16 protein-coding genes, 2 tRNA genes and 1 pseudogene are annotated in these 17285 nt (G+C 60.4%); 5 read left to right on the top strand and 14 right to left on the bottom strand.

Features of this window, described 5'->3' with window-relative positions:
- Positions 1–85: 85 nt before the first annotated feature.
- From R6254_RS03780 to R6254_RS03755, 6 genes are all read right to left on the bottom strand, one after another.
- Positions 86–835 (bottom strand): ABC transporter ATP-binding protein, encoded by a 750-nt coding sequence (locus tag R6254_RS03780; RefSeq protein WP_318404543.1) that lies wholly within the window; start codon positions 833–835, stop codon positions 86–88.
- The gene (locus R6254_RS03775; protein ID WP_318404542.1) at positions 828–1850 is read right to left on the bottom strand and encodes a branched-chain amino acid ABC transporter permease; all 1023 of its coding nucleotides are present in this window, start codon (positions 1848–1850) and stop codon (positions 828–830) included. The genes R6254_RS03780 and R6254_RS03775 overlap by 8 nt, the downstream gene beginning before the upstream one ends.
- A complete protein-coding gene (locus R6254_RS03770) occupies positions 1847–2710 on the bottom strand; it encodes a branched-chain amino acid ABC transporter permease (RefSeq protein ID WP_318404541.1) in 864 nt (287 codons plus the stop codon). Before R6254_RS03770 ends, R6254_RS03775 begins: the two co-directional genes overlap by 4 nt.
- A 114-nt stretch (positions 2711–2824) precedes the next feature.
- Positions 2825–4024 carry an ABC transporter substrate-binding protein gene (locus R6254_RS03765; protein WP_318404540.1) on the bottom strand — a complete coding sequence of 400 codons (1200 nt, stop codon included), beginning with the start codon at positions 4022–4024 and terminating at the stop codon, positions 2825–2827.
- 146 nt (positions 4025–4170) lie between these two features.
- Positions 4171–5751, bottom strand: a complete 1581-nt coding sequence (locus R6254_RS03760; protein WP_318404539.1) for a benzoate-CoA ligase family protein — start codon at positions 5749–5751, stop codon at positions 4171–4173.
- 79 nt (positions 5752–5830) lie between these two features.
- Positions 5831–6322, bottom strand: coding sequence for a flavodoxin domain-containing protein (locus tag R6254_RS03755; protein ID WP_318404537.1), 492 nt, complete (start codon positions 6320–6322; stop codon positions 5831–5833).
- A gap of 125 nt (positions 6323–6447) precedes the next feature.
- On the opposite strand from R6254_RS03755, the gene R6254_RS03750 reads away from it, so the two are divergent.
- The 3 genes from R6254_RS03750 (at position 6448) to boxB (ending at position 10582) form a co-directional block, all read left to right on the top strand.
- Positions 6448–7317 (top strand): helix-turn-helix transcriptional regulator, encoded by an 870-nt coding sequence (locus R6254_RS03750; protein ID WP_318404535.1) that lies wholly within the window; start codon positions 6448–6450, stop codon positions 7315–7317.
- 27 nt (positions 7318–7344) lie between these two features.
- Positions 7345–9039: a 2,3-epoxybenzoyl-CoA dihydrolase gene (gene boxC / locus R6254_RS03745; RefSeq protein ID WP_412103111.1), complete on the top strand. Its 1695-nt coding sequence runs from the start codon at positions 7345–7347 to the stop codon at positions 9037–9039.
- A gap of 118 nt (positions 9040–9157) precedes the next feature.
- Positions 9158–10582: a benzoyl-CoA 2,3-epoxidase subunit BoxB gene (boxB, locus tag R6254_RS03740; protein ID WP_318404532.1), complete on the top strand. Its 1425-nt coding sequence runs from the start codon at positions 9158–9160 to the stop codon at positions 10580–10582.
- Positions 10583–10656: 74 nt separating this feature from the next.
- Here the strand turns inward: boxB and R6254_RS03735 are convergent, their stop codons facing one another.
- From R6254_RS03735 to R6254_RS03720, 4 genes and pseudogenes are all read right to left on the bottom strand, one after another.
- A complete protein-coding gene (locus R6254_RS03735; RefSeq protein ID WP_318404531.1) occupies positions 10657–11043 on the bottom strand; it encodes a DUF488 domain-containing protein in 387 nt (128 codons plus the stop codon).
- 183 nt (positions 11044–11226) lie between these two features.
- Positions 11227–11303: transfer RNA gene (locus tag R6254_RS03730), tRNA-Arg, on the bottom strand.
- Positions 11304–11347: 44 nt separating this feature from the next.
- Positions 11348–11424: transfer RNA gene (locus R6254_RS03725), tRNA-Pro, on the bottom strand.
- Between the two features lie 198 nt (positions 11425–11622).
- Positions 11623–12326, bottom strand: a pseudogene (locus tag R6254_RS03720) (glutathione binding-like protein).
- Positions 12327–12382: 56 nt separating this feature from the next.
- Between R6254_RS03720 and R6254_RS03715 the strand changes: the two are divergent.
- Both R6254_RS03715 and R6254_RS03710 read left to right on the top strand, forming a co-directional pair.
- Entirely contained in the window at positions 12383–12700 is a 318-nt protein-coding gene (locus tag R6254_RS03715) for a hypothetical protein (RefSeq protein WP_318404529.1), read from the top strand.
- Positions 12660–13076, top strand: coding sequence for a hypothetical protein (locus R6254_RS03710; RefSeq protein WP_318404527.1), 417 nt, complete (start codon positions 12660–12662; stop codon positions 13074–13076). The genes R6254_RS03715 and R6254_RS03710 overlap by 41 nt, the downstream gene beginning before the upstream one ends.
- A gap of 91 nt (positions 13077–13167) precedes the next feature.
- On the opposite strand, the gene R6254_RS03705 is transcribed toward R6254_RS03710, so the two are convergent.
- The 4 genes from R6254_RS03705 to R6254_RS03690 form a co-directional block, all read right to left on the bottom strand.
- On the bottom strand, positions 13168–14427 hold the full coding sequence (locus R6254_RS03705) for an acyl-CoA dehydrogenase family protein (protein ID WP_318404526.1): 1260 nt from the start codon (positions 14425–14427) through the stop codon (positions 13168–13170).
- Between the two features lie 40 nt (positions 14428–14467).
- Positions 14468–15568: a phosphotransferase gene (locus tag R6254_RS03700; protein ID WP_318404524.1), complete on the bottom strand. Its 1101-nt coding sequence runs from the start codon at positions 15566–15568 to the stop codon at positions 14468–14470.
- Positions 15569–15570: 2 nt separating this feature from the next.
- Positions 15571–16296, bottom strand: a complete 726-nt coding sequence (locus tag R6254_RS03695; protein ID WP_318404522.1) for a Crp/Fnr family transcriptional regulator — start codon at positions 16294–16296, stop codon at positions 15571–15573.
- Between the two features lie 132 nt (positions 16297–16428).
- Positions 16429–17208 carry an oxepin-CoA hydrolase, alternative type gene (locus tag R6254_RS03690; protein ID WP_318404521.1) on the bottom strand — a complete coding sequence of 260 codons (780 nt, stop codon included), beginning with the start codon at positions 17206–17208 and terminating at the stop codon, positions 16429–16431.
- Positions 17209–17285 lie beyond the last annotated feature (77 nt).

Raw genomic sequence — 17285 nt, 5'->3', positions numbered from 1 at the left:
AGCCGGCCGCAGCGCCGGGCCGCCCCAAGCAAGGCCAGCCCCCTCGGGGGGCAGCGTAGTGCACGAAGTGACAAGCGTGGGGGCATCACTGTTCCTCGCCCAGGTAGGCCGCCTGCACGCCCGCGTCGGCGCGAATTTGGGCGGGGGTGCCGCTGGCGATGACCTGGCCGTTGACCATGACGGTCAACTGGTCGGCCAGCGTGAACACCGCGTCCATGTCGTGCTCGACCAGCAGGATGCCGTGTTCGGCCTTGAGCGTCAGCAGCAGGGCGACCATGCGTTCGGCCTCGGCCACGCCCATGCCGGCGAGCGGTTCGTCGAGCAGCAGCACCTGCGGCCCGGTTGCCAGCGTCATTGCGATTTCAAGCTGGCGCTGCTCGCCGTGGCTGGTGGTGCCGGCGATGGCATTCTTCCGGTTTTCAAGACCGGAAAGCTCGAGAGCTCTTGTCGCACGGGCGTTGATAGCTACAAAATCAGTAGCGCGACTGAGCCAGCGCGCGGCATGCGGCTGGCGCGACTGCGCGGCCAGGCGGACGTTGTCCCACACTGTGAAGGGCAAAAAGATATTGGTCTTTTGGTAACTCCGGCCCAGGCCCTGGCGCGAGATTTTCTCGGGGGTCCAGCCGGTGACGTCCTGGCCACCGAGTTTGACCGAGCCCGAGCTTGGCGGCAAATCGCCGGACAGCAGGTTGGTCAGCGTGGACTTGCCGGCGCCGTTGGGACCGATGACGGCGTGGATGTGGTTGCGCTTCAAGTCCACGGACACATCATTGACTGCCGCCAGCCCGCCAAAACGTTTGGTCAGGTTCTTTGCAGAGAGAAGGACTTCACTCATTGCCCGCTCCCCGGCGCTTGCCAAAACGCTCGACCAAGCCGAGGATGCCGCGCGGCGCAAACGTCACCAGCAGCACGATGAACAAACCCATCCACAACTGCCAGTGTTTGCCGAGGTTGACATTGCCGACTTGCGGCAAATCCTTGAACACATGCAGCAGGTACTCAAAGGCAAACGCACCAACGATGGCACCGGCAAAGTTGCCCATACCGCCCAGGATGACCATCATGATGCCGTGTGCACTCATGTGAAAACCCATGAGTTCAGGGTTGATGTAGCCGGTTTGTGTACCCCACAGATAACCGGCCAGACCGGCCAGCGCGCCGGCCAGGGTGAAGGCTGTGAGTTTGTAGCGGAAGGTGCCGAAACCCATGGCGCGCATACGGTGTTCATTGATACGTATGCCGGCCAGTGCGCGCCCGAACGGGCTCCACAGCAAGCGGCGCAAGAAGGCATATACCAGCAGCAGCACGGCCAGCGTGAAGTAATACAGCGTGAGCTTGTTGTCCAGGTCCCACCAGACAAACGGTGTCCAGCCGAACAGCGCGATGCTGGGCTTGAAGTTGACGTACAGCCCATCGGAGCCGCCCAGGATCTTGTTGTCGAAAAACAGGAAAAACACCATCTGCGCAAACGCCATGGTGACCATGATGAAATAAATGCCGTGGGTACGCACGACAAAGAAACCAATGATCAGCGCCGCCAGCCCGGAGGCCAGCACCGCCAGCGGCAAGGTCCACCACAGACTGACCGCTTCGCCTTGCGGCATCAGAAAGGCCAGCGCATAACCGGCCAGGCCGAAGTAGGCCGCATGGCCCAGCGACACCAGGCCGGTGACGCCCAACAGCAGATCCAGGCTCATCGCAAAGATGGCCATGATCATCATGCGCGTGACCATCTGGGTGTAGAAGTCGGTGCCGGCAAAAGGAAAGGCCAGCAGGGCGATCAGGCCCAGCACCAGGGTGACCTGCACGCCGCGCGGCAGGATTTCGAGATTGGCTTTCATCGTGCTCATTGTTTGAACAAACCTTCAGGCTTCCATAAAAGCACGGCCGCCATCAACATATAGACCAGCATGCCCGCCACGGAGGGCAGCAGCACTTTGCCAAAGGTATCGACCAGACCGACCAGCAGGGCCGCGATCATGGCGCCGCGCACCGAACCGATGCCGCCAATCACCACCACCACAAAACACATGATGAGCACTTGCGAACCCATGTTGGGGTAGACGCTGGCAATCGGCGCGGCGATCATGCCGGCCACGGCTGCCAGGCTGACGCCGAGCGCAAACACCACGGCGTGGATCAGCTTGATGTTGATGCCCAGGGCGCCGGCCATCTCGCGGTTGAAGGCGCCGGCACGGATTTTCATGCCGAGTCGGGTTTTTGAAATCAGCAGATACAGGCCCACCGCCAGCGCCAGGCAGACGCCGGACATGAACAGGCGGTAGACCGGGTAGGAGAGGTTTTCTGTCAGCGGAATCGATGCGCTGAGCAGCTCCGGAATCGGCACGCCATGCACGTCGTCGCCCCAGAGGATGGAGCGCAACTCTTCAAAGATGTAGATCAGGCCGAAGGTCAGCAAGACCTGGTCAAGGTGGTCGCGCTGGTAGAAGTGGCGAAACAGCAGCCACTCCAGCGCCAGCCCGAAAATCGCCGACAGCACGGCCCCGCCCAGGATGGCCAGGGTCAGGCTGCCGAAATAGGCGCTGAGTGACCAGGCCAGGTAAGCACCCAGCATGTAAAAGCTGCCGTGCGCCAGGTTGACCACGCCCATGATGCCGAAGATCAGCGTCAGGCCGGCGGCCAGCATGAACAGCAGCAGGCCGTATTGCACGCTGTTGAGCAGCTGAATGAGAAAGTTGGCTAGATCCATCGAGGCGTTGTGGGTTCGGGAGAAAAGATAAACGCGGTGTCAGACAGGCACGCAAGGTCTGCAGCAAAAAAATGGGAGGTCCGAGAACCTCCCATGTCTGCAGGGTGCAACAAATTAGCCCATCTTGCAGCCGGCGCCGGAGTCGGCCAGCGCTTTCGCCGCCACGCCGATCACCTTGTTGTCGCCTTTTTCAACGCGGCGCAGGTAGATGTCCTGCACCGGGTTGTGCGCCTTGCTCATGGTCCATTTGCCGCGTGGGCTGTCGATGGTCGCGCCTTCCATGGCCTTGTACAGCGTGGGCTTGTTCGACAAATCACCTTTGACGGCGTTGGCACCCTGAACCAGCAGCAAGCCGGTGTCGTAGCCCTGCACGGCGTACACGTCGGGCTGCGAGCGGTAGGCTTTGGCGTAGGCCAGGCGGAACTGGTTGTTGCGTGGTGTGTCCAGCGAGTCGGCATAGTGCATCGTGGTGATGATGCCTTCGGCGGCGGGGCCGGCAGCTTCCAGCACACCCTCCGTGAGGAAGCCGGAGCCGTAGAGCGGAATTTTGTCCTTCAGGCCAGCCGCGGCGTAGTCGCGGATGAACTTGGCCGCGCCGCCGCCGGCGAAGAAGCAGGCCACGGCGTCAGGTTTGAGCGCGGCGATTTCGGTCAGCAAGGCCTGGAACTCGACGTTGGGGAAGGGCAGGCCCAGTTCCTTGATGATGGTGCCGCCGGCCTTGGTGTAGCTTTCCTTGAAACCTTCGAAGGCCTCGTCGCCAGCTGCATATTTCCAGGTGATCCAGACAGTTTTCTTCAAGCCCTTGTCCATCATGGCCTTGCCCAACGCGAGGGTCGGCTGGGAGTTGCTGAAGGAGGTGCGGAAGACATTGGGTGCACACAGGCCGCGGGTGGCGGCGTGTACGCCGGCGTTGGGGATCAGGCTCAGCACGCCGGAGTCGCGGGCGACTTTCTGGATGCCCATCTGCACGCCCGAGTGCACGGTGCCGATCAACACGTCGACCTTGTCGCGCTGCACCAGCTTGTTGGCGTTTTCGATGCCTTTGGAAGGCTCGGACTCATCGTCCACCTTGAAGTATTCAATCTCGCGGCCGCCCAGCTTGCCGCCTTGCTCATTGATGGCCATGCGAAAGCCGTTTTCGATGGCGACGCCGAGCTGCGCAAACGTGCCGGTGTAAGGCAGCATGAAACCCACACGCACCTTGTTCGACTGCGCCCGCACGATTTGCGGAAGCAACAAGCCGGTGGATGCCGCACCGATGACGGCAGCACTTTGGCTCAGGATCAAACGGCGTGAAGGAAGGCGTGAGGTCATGGAAAAACTCCTGGTTGAGGCGAAATATGAAAGCGCTGCAATCCCTGAATACTAACGGTGGCCGGGTGAAAACACCCTAGTGAAAAACCCGAGATTGAAGATTAAATTGTTTATATTTAAAGCAATTTCTCTGCCAGGTTTTTGGCTCAATCCTGCGTCTGACGCAATTTGAAGCGTTGTATCTTGCCGGTGGCGGTTTTCGGCAGTTCGGACACAAACTCAATCCAGCGCGGGTACTTGTAGGGCGCCAGTTGCTGCTTCACATGCACCTTGAGTTCGTCGACCGAGGCGTTTTGCCCGGCCTTGAGCACCACGCAGGCTTTGGGTTTGATCAGGCCATCGCTGTCCGCCAGACCGATCACGGCAACTTCCAGAACGGCCGGGTGCGTCATCAGGCAGGCTTCGACTTCAAAAGGCGAGACATAAATGCCGCCAACCTTGAGCATGTCGTCGCTGCGGCCGCTGTAGGTGTAAAAACCGTCGGCATCAACCGTGTATTTGTCGCCGCTGCGCGTCCATTCGCCGGCAAAGGTGGCCTTGGTTTTGGCACGGCTGTTCCAGTACATCAGTGCCGCGCTGGGGCCGCTGATCTGCAACTCGCCGATCTCACCCACACCGCATTCGCGTCCGTCGTCGCCGACGATGCGCAGTGCATAGCCGGGCACGGCCTTGCCGGTGCTGCCGTAACGCACCTCACCGGGGCGGTTGCTCAGGAAGATATGCAGCATTTCGGTCGAGCCTATGCCGTCGAGGATGTCGCAGCCGTAGTGTGCCGTCCATTTTTTGCCGATCTCTGCGGGCAGGGCCTCGCCGGCGCTGGTGCAGACCCGCAGCTTGAGTTCCGACTGTTGCGGACGCGCCGGGTCGGCCAGCAAGGCCGCGTACAAGGTGGGCACGCCGTAAAAAATAGTCGGCTGGTATTTTTTCAAGAGGCCAAACACATCGGCCGGTGTCGGCCGCGCGGGCAGCAGGATGGCCGTGGCGCCCACACTCATGGGAAAGGTCAGGCCGTTGCCCAGGCCATAGGCAAAAAACAGCTTGGCCGCGGAGTAAACCACGTCAGATTCCTGGATGCCCAACACGCCGCGGCCATAGAGCTCGGCGGTTTGTACCAGGTGGCTGTGCAAATGCACCGTGCCTTTGGGCGCGCCCGTGGAGCCGCTGGAGTAGAGCCAGAAACAGGCGTCGTCGGCGCAGGTATCTGCGACGGTTTGGGTCGCTGCTTGCGCCCGCAGCATCTGGGCTAGCGTGGTATGGGCGGCTGAATTTTCGACGCCGGCGACGATCACGCTGCGCAGTGTTGGAATCTGCCCCATCAGCGGCTCGAAAGCCGGCAACAAGGCCTGGGACACGATCAGGCCCTGGGCGCGCGAGTCGCGCAGCATGAAGTCGAAATCCTTGCTGGTCAGCAAGGTGTTGGCCGCCACCGGCACCACACCGGCCAGGATGCAGCCCAGGAAGGCCACCGGCCATTCGGGTGTGTCCAGCATGGCCAGCAGGATGCGGCTTTCGGGGGCAAAACCCTGGGCACGCAAGGCATTGGCAAAACGGTGCGATTGCTCGGTCAGCTCACCATAGGTCAGCGTGGCGCCACTGACGGCGTCGATAAACGCGATCTTGTCGCTGCGGCTAGCATTGCGGGACAGCAGATCATGGGCCGCGTTGTAGTCGCGCGGAATGTCGACAAAAGGAGGGCTGATGGAATGATCGGCGCGGCTGAGATTCATGGGGTCTCCAGATGCTCTCGTTTTTATAGCTGCTTGCGCCCGCTGCGCAAGGGCTGGAGCAGTATTTTTATGTGAAAAGTCAGGTGGTGGCTTCGGCGCTGGCAGAACTGGCCAGAGCCAGGGCCAGCCACTCGCGGCACCAGGCGGCGCCTTCGGTTTCGGGCAGGGTGCCTGCGCTGGCATCGTGAATCCAGATCTCGCCGATACGCTGGGCGCCCAGGCCTTGCAGGCGTTCGTCGAACTTTTTGCCGCCAAAGGCAAAGGTCTGCTGGTAAGTGCGGTCACCCAGCGCGATCACGCCGTAACGTACATGGCCCAGAAACTTGGGCTGGCTGTCCAGCGAGTCGTACAAGGCGCGGGCATTGTCGGGCACATCGCCCTGGCCGTAGGTGGATGTACAAATGAGATATACAGCATCTTCGTCGGCCGGTGCATCAAAGACGCTAATGTTCAAACCGTCCATCAGCTGCACCTCAATATCATCGACCAGATCGGCACAATCCATCTGGATTGCCTGTGCCACATAGTCAGCGGTGCTGGTCATGGTACCCACCAGGATTTTGAGTTTCATCAAGGATCTCCAAAAAAAGATGCAATAAACTGCTTGACATTGAATTGATGTGAAGTATACTGCAATCCAGTTAGAGCGCAAGTACTTTTCAAAAAAAGTGGTGTCCGATGCAAGTCATATCTGAAATGGAAGCAAAAGCAACGCTGACCGAGCTGGGCGGCCGGGTACGTGCCTGGCGCGCCCGTCGCGGCATGACACGCAAGCAGCTGGCCGCCGATTCGGGCCTGAGCGAGCGTTTTCTGGCCGACGTGGAGAGTGGCAAGGGCAATGTCTCCATCAACTCGCTGGAAGCGGCCGCCCGCGCCCTGAACATCTCCATTCTTGAACTGCTGCAGGATGCGCCGCGTCCGGCGCTGGCCCGGGTTCACGGCCTGCTGGGCCGGCTGGACGACAGCCAGCTGGACCAGGCCTATACCTTGCTGGGCGGTGCCTTCGGCCTGAGCGAAGCGCTGGGCCGTGAGCGGCGCATCGCCCTGATCGGTCTGCGTGGTGCCGGCAAATCGACACTGGGCCTGCAACTGGCAACCGAACGCGGCGTGCCTTTTGTCGAGCTGGACCGCGAGATCGAACGCGAAGCCGGCACCAGCATGAACGAAATTTTGTTGCTGCACGGGCAGGCCGGTTACCGCCGCTACGAGCGCCGCGCGCTGTTCCGCATCGCCGAGGACCATGCCGACGGCGTGGTCATGACCACCGGTGGCAGCATTGTCAGCGAGCGCGAAACCTTTGACTTGTTGCAAAGTCGCTTTTATTGCGTCTGGCTCAAAGCCAGCCCGGAAGAACACATGGCCCGTGTGGTCGCGCAGGGCGACATGCGGCCCTTCGACACCACGCGTGGTGCGACCAATGAAGCCATGGAAGACTTGCGCCGCATCCTCGCCAGCCGCGAGGCCTTGTACGCACGCGCCGATGCTGTGGTGGACACCGCGGCACGCACGCTTAAACAGAGCCTGACCGACCTGAAACGGTCGGTGCCCCAGGCGACCAGCAACTGATACCCACAGGAGACCCCCATGAACGCCATGACTGAACCGCTGTTATTCAAACAGGTGATAGAAGGCCAGGAGCGCGAGCTCGTGAGTTTTGCCACCCATCCGACCAAGTACCAGCACTGGACGCTCACCGTCGAAGGCGATGTCGCGCGCCTCAAACTCGACATCAACGAAGACGGTGGCATCAAGCCCGGCTACAAACTCAAGCTCAACAGCTACGACCTGGGGGTGGACATCGAGCTGCATGACGCCATCAACCGCGTCCGTTTTGAGCACCCGGCCGTCAAGGTGGTGGTGTTTGAATCCGGTAAGGAAAAAATCTGGTGTTCGGGCGCCAACATCTACATGCTGGGTTTGTCCACCCACGGGTGGAAGGTCAACTTCTGCAAATTCACCAACGAAACCCGCAACGGCCTGGAGGACTCCTCGCGCCACGACGGCCTGAAAGCCATTGCCGCGGTGACCGGCGCCTGCGCCGGCGGCGGTTATGAGCTGGCCCTGGCCTGCGACCGCATCGTCATGGTCGACGATCGCTCCAGCACCGTGAGCCTGCCGGAAGTACCACTGCTGGGTGTCTTGCCTGGCACCGGCGGCCTGACCCGCGTGACCGACAAACGCAAGGTACGGCGCGACCTGGCCGACATTTTCTGCACCACCAGCGAAGGTGTGCGTGCCGACCGCGCCAAAGACTGGAAACTGATTGACGCCTACGCCAAGCCGCAACAGTTCGGCGCCTTGCTTGCTACTGAAATCGAAGCGCTTCGCGTCCAGTCCACCAGGGCTGCAGCCTCAAAAGGCATTGAACTCACGCCTTTGAAAGCGCTGATTGACGATACCGGCTACCACTACAGCGTGGTCGATGCCCAGGTGGATCGCGCCACACGTATCGCCACCATCACGGTCAAAGCGCCGGCTGCCGCAATTGAGTCCACACCCGAAGCGATTGAAGCCGCCGGCGCCAACTGGTACCCGCTCAAGCTGCAGCGCGAACTCGACGACGCCATCCTGAACCTGCGCACCAATGAACTCGAAGTCGGCACCTGGGTGATCCGTACGCAAGGCGATGCCGGACAGGTGATTCGCATGGACGAGGTGTTGGCCAAGCTCAAAGACCATTGGCTGGTCAAGGAAACCACGGGCGCGCTGCGCCGCACGCTGGCCCGCATCGATGTGACCAGCCGCTCGCTGATCGCGCTGGTGGATGGCGGCTCGTGTTTTGCCGGTACCTTTTATGAGCTGGCCCTGGCCTGCGACCGCATCTACATGCTGGACCTGCCGGATTCGCCCGATGCTGCGCCTGCGCTGCAACTGAGCCCCGCCAACTTCGGCTGGTTCCCGGCCGTCAATGGTTTGACACGGTTGCAGACCCGTTTTTACGAAGATGCCACGACCATCAGCCAGCTCGAAAAACTCGGCGACAGCAAGCTGCGCGCCGACCAGGCCCTGGAACTGGGCCTGGTGACCTTGACGCCGGACGACATCGACTGGGCCGACGAGATTCGCATCATGCTGGAAGAGCGTGCCTCCATGTCGCCCGACGCCATGACCGGCATGGAAGCCTCGCTGCGTTTCCCGGGCAAAGAGACCATGGAGACGCGTGTATTTGGCCGCCTCTCGGCCTGGCAGAACTGGATTTTCATCCGGCCGAATGCGGTCGGTGAAGACGGTGCGCTGAAACTTTTCGGCACAGGCAAAAAAGCGAAATTCGACTGGAAGCGCATCTAAATAGTATTTTCCCGTCATGCCGGACTCAATCCGGCATCCACGCCTCGCTAGCCATTGGGCTGTGTGACATGGATTGCGGATCAAGTCCGCAATGACAAACCCAGAAAAAGGAAACACCATGAGCAGCATCGACCTTCAAGCCCTGATTCCCAACAACGTCAACCTCGGCGAAAACCGCCAGTTGCAACGTGCGCTTGAGCACTGGCAACCGGCCTTCATGAGCTGGTGGGACGAAATGGGGCCGAGCGATTTCAATGCCAAAGAGGTTTACTTGCGCACCGCTGTGGGTGTGGATGCCTCCGGCTGGGCCAGCTATGGCTACACGCCCATGCCTGATTACCGCTGGGGCATTTTCCTCGCCGACAAGGAAGAAAACCGCAAGATCGGTTTTGGTGACCACATGGGCCAGGACGTCTGGCAGGAAGTGCCGGGCGAATACCGTAGCGCTTTTCGCCGCCTGATCGTGACCCAGGGTGACACCGAGCCGGCTTCGGTCGAGCAGCAGCGCTTGCTGGGCCACACTGCGCCTTCGCTGTATGACTTGCGCAACCTGTTCCAGGTCAACGTCGAGGAAGGCCGCCACCTCTGGGCCATGGTTTATTTGCTGCACGCCCACTTCGGCCGCGATGGCCGCGAAGAAGCCGAAGAGCTCCTCACACGCCACAGCGGCGACGCCGACAAGCCGCGCATCCTGGGCACCTTCAACGAACCCATGGACAACTGGCTGAGCTTTTTCATGTTCACTTACTTCACGGACCGTGACGGCAAGTTCCAGCTCAAGAGTTTTGCCGAAAGCGCTTTTGACCCGCTGGCACGGACCACGCGTTTTATGCTGACCGAAGAAGCGCACCACATGTTTGTGGGCGAAACCGGCATCGGCCGTGTCATCAAACGCACGCTGGAAGTGATGAAAGAGCTGGACACCGACAACGTGGACACCCTGCGCAAAGCCGGTGTGATCGACCTGCCGACCATCCAGAAATTCATGAACTTCTGGTTCACCTCCTCGCTGGACTTGTTCGGCTCCGAGGCTTCATCCAATGCCGCCAACTACTTCAGCAACGGCATCAAGGGCCGGCCCGATGAAGCCAAGTTTGCCGACCACGTCGAAGTCGACAGCGAGATGATTATCCAGGTGCCGGACGGGAAGGGCGGCTTGAAGAACGAAACCATCTCCACCCGCAACGGCATGAACGAAATCACGCGCCTGGAATACGTGAAGGATTGCAATGTCGGCGTGACACGCTGGAACATGGGCATCAAACGCGCCGGTGTCGACTTTGAGCTGAACCTGCCGAACACCCGTTTTCGCCGCAGCGTCGGCGCCTGGGCTGGTGCCCATACCGACCCGCAAGGCCATCCGATCAGCGCGGCTGAATTTGAAGCGAAAAAAGACGCCTGGCTGCCCACCGATGAAGACAAAACCTTCATCCACAGCCTGATGCACCGGGTCACCGAGCCCGGCAAGATGGCCGGCTGGATCGCACCGCCGGACCGAGGCATCAATGCCAACGTGCTTGACTACGAATACGTGAAACTCTGATCCAAAAGCTTCGGGCGCAGGCCTGATGTAACAAGCCCCGAATGCGGTCTCCGCTTCGGGGCTTTTTTGATGCTTCAGCCGATCAGGGCGCCGCGTTCTTTGAGCAGGTCACGCAACAGCGAGCGATGGCAGCGCGCTTCGTTTTCGCAATAGCAACCCATGGTGAAATTGGCGTGATGGGACAGGGCGGCCAGCAGGTCCAGGTTGCGGCTGGCGTCGGCCTCGTTCATCTCGCTGCGGTATTTTTTGCTGAAGGTCGCCCAGTCCTTGTCGGACTCCACGGCCTGGCCCAGCTTCATGGTTTCCGCGCTGGGCGCAAGGTTCGGGTACCAGACGTCATACCAGTCCTGCGAGGCGAATTCGGTCTTGGGCACACCGCGCGGCGGACGCCGCACCGTGCCTATGCGCAAACCTTCATCTTTGCTTCTGGTGGTGCCCAGTCTGACAATCTTCACGGCCATAGAGGTCTCCTGTTGAATTTGTGCCTCCGATTGTGAAGCGCTTTGCGGGGCTTATCACGAAGGTTTTTCAGGCAGATAGGTTTGGTCGCGCTTGCGGCGTAAGGCGCAAAAGCGCCTTGGACGAAGGTCGTGGACAGAAAGAGTGTTTTGATCGGCAGAAACCCTGCGCGTGACACGGTTGCCTGGCCTGTCCGGAGGGGATCGAACCCCCGACCCTCAGCTTAGAAGGCTGATGCTCTATCCAACTGAGCTACGGACAGATATAAAAAAAGCCCACAGAGTGAGCTTTTTTAAATGGATTCAATGGTCGGAGTACAAGGATTCGAACCTTGGACCCCCTGGTCCCAAACCAGGTGCGCTACCAGACTGCGCCACACTCCGACTAGTCAATTATTATAGCGCGAACTTTGACCACTTGAGCGCTGTCTATAGACTATTTACAGCATCTATTCATCAAGATTCAAGCTGCACCGTTTTCGTCAGACGGCACGTAGACGGATGGTCTTGTTTTTTTTGCTATCAATTAAAGAGCTAGTTACGTCCGCTCTTCTTGGGCTAGAGGCTTGTTTTCTTTGAATTTCAGCGTTTCTGGTACTGCGTCTTGCCAAACAGAACCTCGCGCTCCGCGTCGCTGCGCACCGGTTTGCGCAGCTCGGCCAGCACCTTGACGCCGCGTTGTACCGCCGGACGGGCACCCACCAGATCAAACCATTTTTTCAAGTGGGGGTAATCGGCCCAGTTGATGCCCTGGTTTTCCCAGCTGCGCAGGCAGGGGAAGATGGCGATGTCGGCAATCGTGTACTGGTTGCAGGCGATGAATTTGCTGCTGGCCAGTTGTTTGTCCATCACGCCGTACAGGCGTTTGGCTTCGTTGAAATAACGGTCTATGGCGTAGCCGATTTTCTCGGGCGCGTACATACGAAAGTGATGCGCCTGACCCAACATGGGACCGACACCGCCCATCTGGAACATCAGCCACTGCGAGACCTGGAATTTCAGGCGATCGGTTTTGGGCAAAAATTTGCCGGTTTTGCCGGCCAGGTAGAGCAGGATGGCGCCGGATTCAAACAAGGCGATGGTTTGCCGTCGGGACCGTCAGGGTCCACCAGCGCTGGAATCTTGTTGTTCGGGCTGATCGCCAGGAAGTCGGGCTGGAACTGGTCGCCCGCGCCTATATTGATGGGCAGCACTTCCCAGTCGCGCCCCAGGCGAAAGCCGCACTCTTCGAGCATGACGTGGACCTTGTGGCCGTTGGGTGTGGGCCAGGAATAAACTTGAAACATGGCGAAAACCTTTGGAACTATGATCGTCGCTGCACGTTAAGAGAAAAGCCGGAATCATGTTTGAACGCTTGAAAAAGGTCTTTGTACGAAGCGAACCAGACGCTCTGGAAGCGGAGCTTCCCGAGGCCGCGTCGCCGCTGTCGGAATGGGCCAACACGCAAGGGTTTGGCTACGCCAGCCCGGGCGGCACAGCGGGTTTTGTGCTCACGGGGAAAGTCCGTGACAAGGCCTGGAAGCTGGAAAGCGGGCCGCCGTCGCGCGACTACATCGAGGATCAGGAGTTTGCGCGCCCGGGCGGACTTGCGCCTCAACCCGGAGGTGGCGGTGCTGATCATGAACCGACCGCTCAAGGAATCGCTGGAAAAACGCGCTGATGCGGTGTACACCGACCGCGTACAAACCACGGCCGATCCCCGCTTGCCCGAAGAAATGCGCTGGCTGGCGATGTACCCCGAAGTGGGCTGGGGCAGCCTGGCGCCCGAGTTCTGGGAGCGTTACGCGGTGCTGGCAGACCAACGCGACCATGCGACGGCCTGGCTGGACCGCAACCTGGCCGAGTTGCTGTTGCAGTGGCCTGTGCCTGGCCCCGATGCGCAGACGCCTTTTTTCCTGATGCTGCTGCGCGGCAAGGCTTATTTGCGTATGCAATACAGCCCGGCTGACATGGCGACCTTGCAACACGCGGCCATCATTTACACCAGCGCCTGTGATGCCGCGCTGGCCGGCCTGACGACCGATATTCCTCTGTAATTTAAGAAAAAAGAGGCTGTAGCCCAGGCGGGACGGGTGCAACCAGCTACTCTTTTTATAGTGGCTGAAAGCGCCCGGTGGGCGCGCAGGCTCAACCGCCGCGGGTCACCGGCATGTCGACTTCACCGGGCATCAACAGGTGTTTGGCCAGCTCCAGCTTGGCCAGCGAGGCGCGGTGCACTTCGTCCGGGCCATCGGCCAGGCGCAAGGTGCGCTGGTGCGCGTAGGCATAAGCCAGCGGGAAATCGTCCGACACGCCGCCGCCGCCGTGGGCCTGGATCGCCCAGTCAATGATCTGGCAGGCCATGTTGGGCGCCACCACCTTGATCATGGCAATTTCGGCCTTGGCGACCTTGTTGCCCACGGTGTCCATCATGTAGGCGGCCTTGAGCGTCAGCAGACGCGCCTGGTCGATCATGCAGCGCGCATCGGCAATACGTTCGTGCCAGACCGACTGGCGCGCCACCGGTTTGCCAAAGGCCACACGGGTGTTCAGGCGTTTGCACATCAACTCCAGGGCACGCTCGGCAATGCCGATGCTGCGCATGCAGTGGTGGATACGTCCGGGGCCAAGGCGGCCCTGGGCAATTTCAAAGCCGCGGCCTTCACCCAGCAACATGTTGCCAACCGGCACACGCACATTGGTCAGGCGCACTTCCATGTGGCCGTGTGGCGCGTCGTCGTAACCGAACACCGTCAAGGGGCGGATCACGGTGATGCCCGGCGTGTTGGCCGGCACCAGAATCATGGACTGCTGTTCATGGCGGCCGGCGTCGGGGTTGGTTTTGCCCATGACGATGTAGATGGCGCAACGTGGGTCACCGGCGCCGGACGACCACCATTTCAGGCCGTTGAGCACGTAGTCGTCGCCGTCACGGACGATGCTGCACTGGATGTTGGTTGCGTCCGATGAGGCGACTTCGGGCTCGGTCATCAGGAAGGCGGAACGGATCTCTCCCTTGAGCAAAGGCTCGAGCCAGCGGTCCTTGTTGGCTTCGGAGCCGTAACGGGCGATGGTTTCCATGTTGCCGGTGTCGGGCGCCGAACAGTTGAAAATTTCCGGCGCAAAAGGCACACGCCCCATGATTTCGCACAGCGGCGCGTATTCCAGGTTCGACAAACCTTCGGGTGCACGCGGCGAATGTGGCAAAAACAGATTCCACAAACCGGCTGCGCGGGCCTTGGGTTTGAGCTCTTCAATGATGGTGGTGGGAATCCAGGCGTTGCCCTTGGCGCGGTTTTCGGCAATTTCCCGGAAGAAACGCGCCTCGTTCGGGTAAACATGTTGGTCCATGAAAGCCAGCAAGCGGGCCTGCATGTCCTGTACCTTGGGGGTGTAGCTGAAGTCCATCAATATCTCCTGGGGTGGGGCGTCGTTAAAGGGGGGCTGCTCAGATGTGTTGCTTTTGGCTTTTTTGGGCGAAGTCCCAGGCCATGCGGGCCAGCACGGGCGCGCCTTTGGCCGAACTGACGGCCTGGGCGCTGGCTGCGGTGCCGGCTTCGACCCGTTTGGCGATGCCTTGCAAAATCGCGGCAAGGCGAAACAGGTTGTAGGCCAGGTAAAAGTTCCAGTCGGCCTTGATCAGCTCCGGGCTGGCAAACCCGGTGCGGTCGCAATACAGGCGGATGTAGTCGGCTTCTTCCGGAATACCCAGGCTGGCCACATCAAGCCCGCCTATGCCGCGAAAAGCGCCGGGCGGAATATGCCACGCCATGCAGTGGTAGCTGAAGTCGGCCAGCGGATGACCCAGGGTCGAGAGTTCCCAGTCCAGCACGGCTAACACACGCGGCTCGGTCGGGTGGAACATCAGGTTGTCGAGCCGGAAGTCGCCATGCACGATGGAGACCATGGATGCATCGCGTGCACTGGCCGGAATGTTGGCGGGCAACCAGGCCATCAAGGCATCCATTTCGGGAATGGCTTCAGTGATGGAGGCGACATATTGTTTGCTCCAGCGGCCGATCTGTCGCTCGAAATAATTGCCGGGTTTGCCGTAGTCGGCCAGGCCGCGCTCGGCAAACTTGAGCTTGTGCAAGGCCGCGATCACGCGGTTCATCTCGCGGTAAATTTCGCCGCGCTGAGCAGGCGTCATGTCGGGCAGGGCCTGGTCCCAGAGCACCCGGCCTTCGACAAACTCCATCACATAAAAGGCGCGGCCAATCACGGCTTCGTCTTCACACAGGCAATACATCTTGGCCACAGGCACGTCGGTGCCCTGCAGGCCGGTCATGACCTTGAACTCGCGTTCAACCGCGTGCGCCGAGGGCAAAAGTTTGGCCACCGGCCCGGGCTTGGCCCGCATCACGTAGGCGCGTGCCGGCGTGATCAGCTTGTAGGTCGGGTTGGACTGACCACCCTTGAACATTTCCACCGTCAGCGGGCCCTGAAAACCGGGCAGGTTTTTGGCCAGGTAGGCACTCAGGGCCTCGGTATCAAACAGATGCTGGCCCGAGACCGCGCGGGTGCCCAGGAAATGCTCAAAGTTGCTCATGCTTATTTTTCCAGGTCGGCTTCAGAAATTCGCAGCAATGTTTCGCGGTTGCGCACCACCAGGCCGCCCGGCTCGATACGGATGGCGTCCTCGCGCTCCATGGCCTTGAGCTCCTGGTTCACGCGCTGACGCGAGGCGCCCAGCAACTGCGCCAATTCTTCCTGCGCCAGTTGCAGACCGATGCGTACTTCGCGTCCGTCGCTCAGGCTGCTGACGCCGTAGCTGCGCACCAGGTGTAACAACTGCTTGGCCAGCCGCGCCCGCAATGGCAAGGTGTTGAGGTCTTCCACCAGGCCGTAGAGCTGACGGATGCGGCGCGCATGCAGGCGCAGCATGGCTTCGTACAACTCGACATGCGAGGCCAGGATTTTCTTGAAGTCGGCTTTGGCCACACACAGGATGGTGGTTTCGCCGTGTGCGTAGGCATCGTGTGTGCGCCTGTCGCCGTCGAAGATCGCCACATCGCCGAACCAGATGCCGGGCTCCACATAAGTCAGGGTGATTTGTTTGCCCGAGATCGAGGTCGAACTCACACGTACCGCACCCTTGGCACAGGCAATCCATTGCTCCGGTGGATCGCCGCGAGCGCAGATCAATGCGCCATCTTTGAAACGTTGAACAAAAGCGCATCGAAGTATGTCGTGCCTGAGTGAGGGTGATAGGGATGAAAACCAGCGGCCACCGTTGATGGCTTCTCTTTCGTCTATCGTAAGAATGGGATCGTCCATAACCTGTCTTTTGTGTGACTCAGAAGAAGGCTATTGTCGCGCCAGCGACGGCTTGGGATGTTCCCATCTGTCGCCTCGGTGTCCCGGGGCAACTCACTCGCACGAGGCCGCAGTGTTGCGGCCCCTTCCGTCTCAGCTGTAGAGCGGCGGGCGTTTCTCGAGAAACGCGGTGATGCCTTCGCCACCGTTGCGGTGGTGCAGGTTGCGCACAAAATGCGCGCGTTCGGCGTCCAGTTGCTGGCTCAAGGTGTTGGTCGGTGCCTCGTTGACCAGTTCCTTGATGCTGGCCAGGGCATTGGGTGCACGTGCATTGAGCATGTCGGCCAGTTTCAGGGCTTCGTTGAGTGCGTTGCCTGCCGGGGCGCTGCGGTTGACCAGACCGAAGGCATGCAAGCGCGCTGTGCCTATGCGTTCACCACACATTAACAGTTCAGTGACCAGGGCGCGCGGCAAGGCGCGGCTCAAGGCCCAGCTGCCACCGCCATCGGGGGACAGCGCCACGCTGCTGTAAGCCATCACAAAAATCGCGTTGTCCGCCGCGACCAGGAAGTCGCAGGCCAGTGCCAGCGAAAAACCGGCGCCTGCGGCCGCACCTTCGACCGCGGCAATCACGGGTTTGGGAAAGGTGCGTATCGAGTCTATCCAGCTGTGCAGGCTGTCTATGCTTTGGGCCTGTACCTCGGCCGGTTGCTGCCGGTTGCCCAGCAGGCGCTGCAGGTTGCCACCGGCGCAAAAGGTCGGGCCTTCGCCGGTGATCACCACGCTGCGGATGTCCGGGTTGTTCTCGGCGGCATTCAGGGCTTCCACACCGGCGGCATAAATTTCAGGACCCAGCGCATTTTTGAACTCGGGGTTGCTCAGGGTCAGCACCAGGGTGCTGCCGTCGCTGGTGCTTTTCAAGGAGCAAGTCATGTCAGTTCTTTCGAGGTGTTGAGCCGGCCATGAAGCCCGCAACTCGCGACCCCACTGCAAGCGGACGCCGCGGAACT

Source organism: Polaromonas potterensis (genome assembly GCF_033446725.1).
In the GTDB taxonomy this organism is placed as follows: domain Bacteria; phylum Pseudomonadota; class Gammaproteobacteria; order Burkholderiales; family Burkholderiaceae_C; genus Polaromonas.
The sequence above is the reverse complement of the archived record's forward strand: the minus strand, read 5'-3'. Positions and strand labels throughout refer to the sequence as shown.

Coding starts and splice junctions, on each gene's coding strand:
- R6254_RS03770 (WP_318404541.1), bottom strand. CDS start 2,710: ATGGATCTAGCCAACTTTCTCATTCAGCTGCTCAACAGCGTGCAATAC.
- R6254_RS03690 (WP_318404521.1), bottom strand. CDS start 17,208: ATGACTTGCTCCTTGAAAAGCACCAGCGACGGCAGCACCCTGGTGCTG.
- boxB (WP_318404532.1), top strand. CDS start 9,158: ATGAGCAGCATCGACCTTCAAGCCCTGATTCCCAACAACGTCAACCTC.
- R6254_RS03750 (WP_318404535.1), top strand. CDS start 6,448: ATGGAAGCAAAAGCAACGCTGACCGAGCTGGGCGGCCGGGTACGTGCC.
- R6254_RS03695 (WP_318404522.1), bottom strand. CDS start 16,296: ATGGACGATCCCATTCTTACGATAGACGAAAGAGAAGCCATCAACGGT.
- R6254_RS03715 (WP_318404529.1), top strand. CDS start 12,383: ATGTTTGAACGCTTGAAAAAGGTCTTTGTACGAAGCGAACCAGACGCT.
- R6254_RS03710 (WP_318404527.1), top strand. CDS start 12,660: ATGAACCGACCGCTCAAGGAATCGCTGGAAAAACGCGCTGATGCGGTG.
- R6254_RS03755 (WP_318404537.1), bottom strand. CDS start 6,322: ATGAAACTCAAAATCCTGGTGGGTACCATGACCAGCACCGCTGACTAT.
- boxC (WP_412103111.1), top strand. CDS start 7,345: ATGACTGAACCGCTGTTATTCAAACAGGTGATAGAAGGCCAGGAGCGC.
- R6254_RS03760 (WP_318404539.1), bottom strand. CDS start 5,751: ATGAATCTCAGCCGCGCCGATCATTCCATCAGCCCTCCTTTTGTCGAC.
- R6254_RS03780 (WP_318404543.1), bottom strand. CDS start 835: ATGAGTGAAGTCCTTCTCTCTGCAAAGAACCTGACCAAACGTTTTGGC.
- R6254_RS03700 (WP_318404524.1), bottom strand. CDS start 15,568: ATGAGCAACTTTGAGCATTTCCTGGGCACCCGCGCGGTCTCGGGCCAG.
- R6254_RS03705 (WP_318404526.1), bottom strand. CDS start 14,427: ATGGACTTCAGCTACACCCCCAAGGTACAGGACATGCAGGCCCGCTTG.
- R6254_RS03775 (WP_318404542.1), bottom strand. CDS start 1,850: ATGAGCACGATGAAAGCCAATCTCGAAATCCTGCCGCGCGGCGTGCAG.
- R6254_RS03765 (WP_318404540.1), bottom strand. CDS start 4,024: ATGACCTCACGCCTTCCTTCACGCCGTTTGATCCTGAGCCAAAGTGCT.
- R6254_RS03735 (WP_318404531.1), bottom strand. CDS start 11,043: ATGGCCGTGAAGATTGTCAGACTGGGCACCACCAGAAGCAAAGATGAA.